This is a genomic window from Acidovorax sp. FJL06 (assembly GCF_003852545.1).
GTDB lineage: Bacteria > Pseudomonadota > Gammaproteobacteria > Burkholderiales > Burkholderiaceae_C > Acidovorax.
This window is the reverse complement of sequence record NZ_QAJR01000057.1, coordinates 1-4957: the sequence shown is the minus strand read 5'-3', so window position 1 is coordinate 4957 and position 4957 is coordinate 1. Positions and strand designations below refer to the sequence as shown.

At 66.7% G+C, this 4957-nt stretch carries 4 protein-coding genes; 2 read left to right on the top strand and 2 right to left on the bottom strand.

The window, feature by feature from the left end; all coding sequences use genetic code 11:
- Both DBV10_RS23345 and DBV10_RS21735 read right to left on the bottom strand, forming a co-directional pair.
- Nucleotides 1-1187: Tar ligand binding domain-containing protein (locus DBV10_RS23345; protein ID WP_305010808.1), on the bottom strand; the 1187-nt coding region annotated here is incomplete at its 3' end.
- A 132-nt stretch (nt 1188-1319) separates the two neighbouring features.
- Nucleotides 1320-2219: a LysR family transcriptional regulator gene (locus DBV10_RS21735; RefSeq protein WP_124515635.1), complete on the bottom strand. Its 900-nt coding sequence runs from the start codon at nt 2217-2219 to the stop codon at nt 1320-1322.
- A 107-nt stretch (nt 2220-2326) separates the two neighbouring features.
- Here DBV10_RS21735 and DBV10_RS21730 point away from each other — a divergent pair, with 107 nt between their 5' ends.
- Nucleotides 2327-3604: an alpha-hydroxy acid oxidase gene (locus tag DBV10_RS21730; protein ID WP_199740223.1), complete on the top strand. Its 1278-nt coding sequence runs from the start codon at nt 2327-2329 to the stop codon at nt 3602-3604.
- 66 nt (nt 3605-3670) lie between these two features.
- Complete coding sequence (locus DBV10_RS21725; RefSeq protein ID WP_124515636.1) at nt 3671-4633, top strand: tripartite tricarboxylate transporter substrate binding protein BugE; 963 nt, start codon at nt 3671-3673, stop codon at nt 4631-4633.
- Nucleotides 4634-4957 lie beyond the last annotated feature (324 nt).

Sequence of the window (4957 nt, the reverse complement as noted above, 5' to 3'; positions counted from 1 at the left end):
AGGATGTTGGTCTGGAACGCAATGCCGTCGATCACCGAGATGATGTCTGCGATCTTGCGCGAGCTGTCGTTGATGCCCTTCATGGTGTCCACCACCTGTGACACCACCTCGCCCCCCTGGACCGCCACGCTCGACGCACTTTGCGCCAACTGGTTGCCGGCCTGGGCGTTGTCGGCGTTCAGGCGCACAGTGGAGCTGAGCTCCTCCATGCTGGCCGCCGTTTCTTCAAGCGAGCTGGCCTGGCTTTCGGTGCGGGCGGACAGGTCGTGGTTGCCCTGTGCAATCTCGGCGCTGGCGGTGGAGACCGCATCGGCCCCCAGGCGCACGCGCGACACAATCTGCGTGAGGTTGCCCTGCATCTCGGCCAGCGCTTTTAACACCTCGGACACCTCGTCCTTGCCCACGGAGTCGATGCTCTTGGTCAGGTCGCCGCTGGCCACGGCCCGCGAAACCACCACGGCCTGATCGATCGACTGCTTGATACCCCGGATCAGGAACCAGCCAAAAATAGCGGCGGCCAAGGCGGAAAGCACCAGCGCGGCAATGGAGAGATTGCGCCGGTTCTCAAAGATGGCATTCGACTCTTCAAAATTATTCGTCGCCAGCGTGTACTGGAACTTGATCAGGGCATCCGAGTCCTTCATGGCTTGTTGAAAGAGCGGTGCGACTTTCTTCATGGCCATGTCGCGCGCCGAATCCATGTTGCCCGCCTTCATTTCGGCCAGCAAGGGCCGCAGCCCTTCATTCACAAAGATGCCGCGGGACTTTTCAAACTGGGATGCCAGCTTCTTTTCCTCGTCCGCGAGGTTGGTGGCGAGGTATTTCTTCCACAAAGCAGTCACTTCCCCGATCCGTTGCTCGATCTTGGCGATCTGTCCATCCACAAACTCAGGCTTGGGGACCATGAAGACCAGGGAGGTATCGAGAAGATTGGTCACCACCAGCCGCTGGATGGTCGACACATCACCCACCGGCACCATCTGATCGTTGTAGGTGCTCCGCAATGCATTGTTGGAGAGGCTTGCCGCGTTGAGCCCCATCCATCCGATGCCAAATGTGATCAACGCCATGAAAGCAATCAGAATGGCGATCCGCGTGGAGATCTTGAGCTGGTTCATGCTGGCAACCTGTGGGTTGGGATGATGGATACAGAAAAAATATTCTGTTACGTATTCAATGTGGCTCACCGTGAAAGGTCTGTCAATCGGTTCGTCCCATAGAGAAACTCTTTACAAAACAGACACATTTTTCCCGCTGGAACGGCGCACGCTCTAAAGCAGGGGGTTGCCAGTGCGAGCGGTGCGCCGCTGGTCGCCCCTTCAGAACGCGCTGCTCGCCACCGTGAAGTCCGCGTGCTGCGCCGCCAGGCCGCGCAGCGCGCCCACCAGCGGCCGCAGGTCATCGCGCCGGCTGTGCAGCGCGTAGGCCAGCAGCCCCGGGGGCACGGGGCTGGGCAGTGCCTGCAGCACGCCACGGGCACACAGCGCCTGCGCCCAGCCCTCGGGCAGCAGGCCAATGCCGCTGCCGTGCGCCAGCAGCCCCACGATGGCACCCCAGTGGTTGCAGACCAGGCGGCGCGCGGGCTGTGCGCCCGCCAGCCGCAGCCAGTCGTCCATCAGGTGGGTCACGCCAGAGCCCTGGGGCAGCGTCACCAGCGGATGGGCCCGCAGTGCATCGGCATCCATAGCGGGCAGGCCGGCGGCCACGCCAGGGCTGGCACACCAGGTGAACCGGGCCTGCGAGAGCGGCACCGAGGTGAGGGCACTTCGGCTGGCGGGGCCGGCAATCACGGCCACATCCAGCTCGCCCTTGTCCAGCCGCTCGGCCAGGGCTGCGCCCACGTCCACATGCACGCTCACCTCCAGCGCCGGGTGGGCGCTGGCAATGGCCGCCACCAGGCGTGGCAGCCAGGTCAGGGCCGTGAGCTCGCCCACGCCCAGGCGGCAGGGGCCGCGCAGGCCGGCGGTGTGGCCCATTTCCTGGTGCACACGGTCGGCCTGCTGCAGCAGCGCACCCGCCAGCGGCAGCAGGCGCGTGCCGGCTTCGGTCAGCGCCGCGCGGTGCCCACCCCGGTCAAACAGCACCTGCCCCAGCGATGCCTCCAGCTCGGCGATGCGCTTGGACAGGGACGACACCGACAGGTGCACCCGCTCGGCCGCCATGGCAAAGCTGCTGCAGGTGGCGGCCCAGTAGAAGGCTTCAAGCTGTTTGAGGGTCATGGCCTGATTGTTTCAATTTAGCGAATAAGTGAATATTAATAAATTCGCTTTCTTGAGTTCCATGTTTTCCAGACACTGCCCTTCCCTCTTCCAACTGGAACCGCGCCGTGCCCTCCCCCTCCTCTTCTGCCGCTGCCACCGAGCCCGCCCTCAACGCCTGGCAGGCTTTTGACGGCGCGCGCCGTAGTGGGCGCACCCGCAACCTGCTTTCGCTCGATGATTTCGAAGCCGCCGCCCGCCGCGTGCTGCCACGGCCCATCTTTGGCTATGTGGCCGGCGCGGCCGAGGACAACCGCGCGCTGGCCGACAACCGGCGCGCCTTTGACGAGCTGGCGCTGGTGCCGCGCGTGCTGTGCAACGTGGCGCAGCGCCAGCAAGGGGTGACGCTGTTCGGCACGCGCTACGCCAGCCCCTTTGGCGTAGCGCCCATGGGCATTGCGGCGCTGTCGGCCTACCGGGGCGACGTGGTGCTGGCGCGGGCTGCCGCGGCAGCGCGGGTGCCCGCCGTGCTCAGCGGCAGCTCGCTGATCCGCCTGGAAGAGGTGATGGACGCCGCCCCCGGCACCTGGTTCCAGGCCTACCTGCCCGGCACACCCGAGCGCATCGACGCACTGCTGCAGCGCGTGGCGGCGGCGGGTGTGCAGACCCTGGTGGTCACGGTGGACATCCCCGTGGCCGGCAACCGCGAGAACAACATCCGCGCGGGCTTCTCCACCCCCCTGCGCCCCGGCCTGCGCCTGGCGTGGGACGGCATGGTGCGCCCACGCTGGCTGGCGGGCACGCTGCTGCGCACGCTGGCGCGCCATGGCATGCCGCATTTCGAAAACTCGTTTGCCGAGCGGGGCGCGCCCATCCTGTCATCGCGCGTGCAGCGCGACTTTGCCGAGCGCGACCACTTCGACTGGAGCCACATCGCCCGCATCCGGCGCCTGTGGCGTGGCCCCCTGGTGGTCAAAGGCATCCTGAGCCCGCACGATGCAGCCCTGGCGCGCCAGCACGGGGTGGACGGCATCATCGTCAGCAACCACGGCGGCCGCCAGCTCGACGGCGCCGTGGCGCCGCTGCGGGTGCTGCCCGCCATTGCCGAGCAGGCCGGCGGCGCCATGACGGTGATGCTGGACGGAGGCATCCGCCGTGGCACCGACGTGGTCAAGGCCCTGGCGCTGGGCGCGCAGACCGTGTTTGTGGGCCGCCCCTTCAACTATGCCGCAGCGGTGGACGGCGAGGCCGGCGTTGGCGCGGCCATCGGCCTGCTGCGTGCCGAGGTGGACCGCAACCTGGCCATGCTGGGCGCCACCGCCTGTGCAGACCTGGGGCCGCAGCACCTTATGGACCGGCAAGCGCTCTGGCCGCTGCCGCGCCCCAACCCATTCACCCCCGCCTGACAACAACCCCGGAGACACGACACCATGGCTTATTCATTGCCCCCAACCCCTTTTCTGGCCCGCCGCATGGCCGCAGCAGCTGCGGCCCTGGTCTGCCTGGCAGCCGCGCCCCATGCCCAGGCCCAGCCGGCGTATCCCGCCAAGCCCGTGCGCCTGATCGTGCCGTTTGCGGCCGGCGGCACCACCGACATCATTGCCCGCGTGGTGGCCACAGGCGCAGGCGCAGCCCTGGGCCAGCCCATGGTGGTGGACAACAAGGGCGGGGCCGGCGGCGCCCTGGGCACGCAGGAGCTGGCACGCCAGGCGGCCGACGGCCACACCCTGGGCATGGCCACCGTGTCCACCACGGCGGCGGGCCCGGCCATCAACCCCAAGATCGGCTACGACCCGCTGGCGGACTTCATGCCCATCATCAACATCGCCGCCACGCCCAACGTGATTGCCGTGCACCCGGGTTTTGGGGTGAAGGACTACAAGGCCTTTGTGCAACTGCTCAAGACCCAGCCCGGCAAGCACAGCTACGCCACGGCCGGCACGGGTTCCATCGGCCACATGCAGATGGAACTGTTCAAGAGCCTGTCGAGCGCCTTCATCACGCACATCCCCTACCGGGGTTCGGGCCCGGCCTTGAACGACACCGTGGCGGGCCAAGTGCCCATCGTGTTCGACAACCTGCCATCGGCCTTGCCCTTCATTCAGTCCGGCCGGCTGGTGCCCATCGTGGTGGCGGCCCCGCAGCGCCTGCCCCAATTGCCCGGGGTGCCCACCTTCAAGGAGGTTGGCCTGGAGCCGGTGAACCGCATGGCCTACTACGGCATCGTCGGCCCCAAAGGCCTGCCCAAGGCCGTGGTGGACAAGGTGGCGGCCGCCGTGCGGCAGGCCGCCGACAAACCCGACGTGAAAAAGCGCATCGAGGACACGGGCTCGCAGCTGATCCTGAACACCCCCGAGCAGTTCAGCGCACAGATCCGCGCCGAGTTCGACGTGTACAAGCGCGTGGTTGACACCCAGCGGCTGACGCTGGAATAAGAGGAGCAGGCCCCCTGGCCGCCAGTGGGGCCTGCGGCAGGCCAAAGAGGCCATGCCCTGCCCCGAACGTCACCTATGGGGCCGACCTGCTGCTGCGAAGTGCGGCGCGGGTCACCCTGAAAGAATCCATGGCACGGAATGCCTGGGCCATAGCGCTTTTAAAGGGATTCAAAGCGATTGCTAAAGAAAATAGGCGCTTGCCAGGGATTTTGACGGGTACCACCACGTTGACAGCAGCCCCTCCAGCACAATCCCACGCGACGGCGCCCAACCCGCCAATGCTAGGCTGCCGTCCGGTATCGGCTAGAGGACTAAACCGCTCGC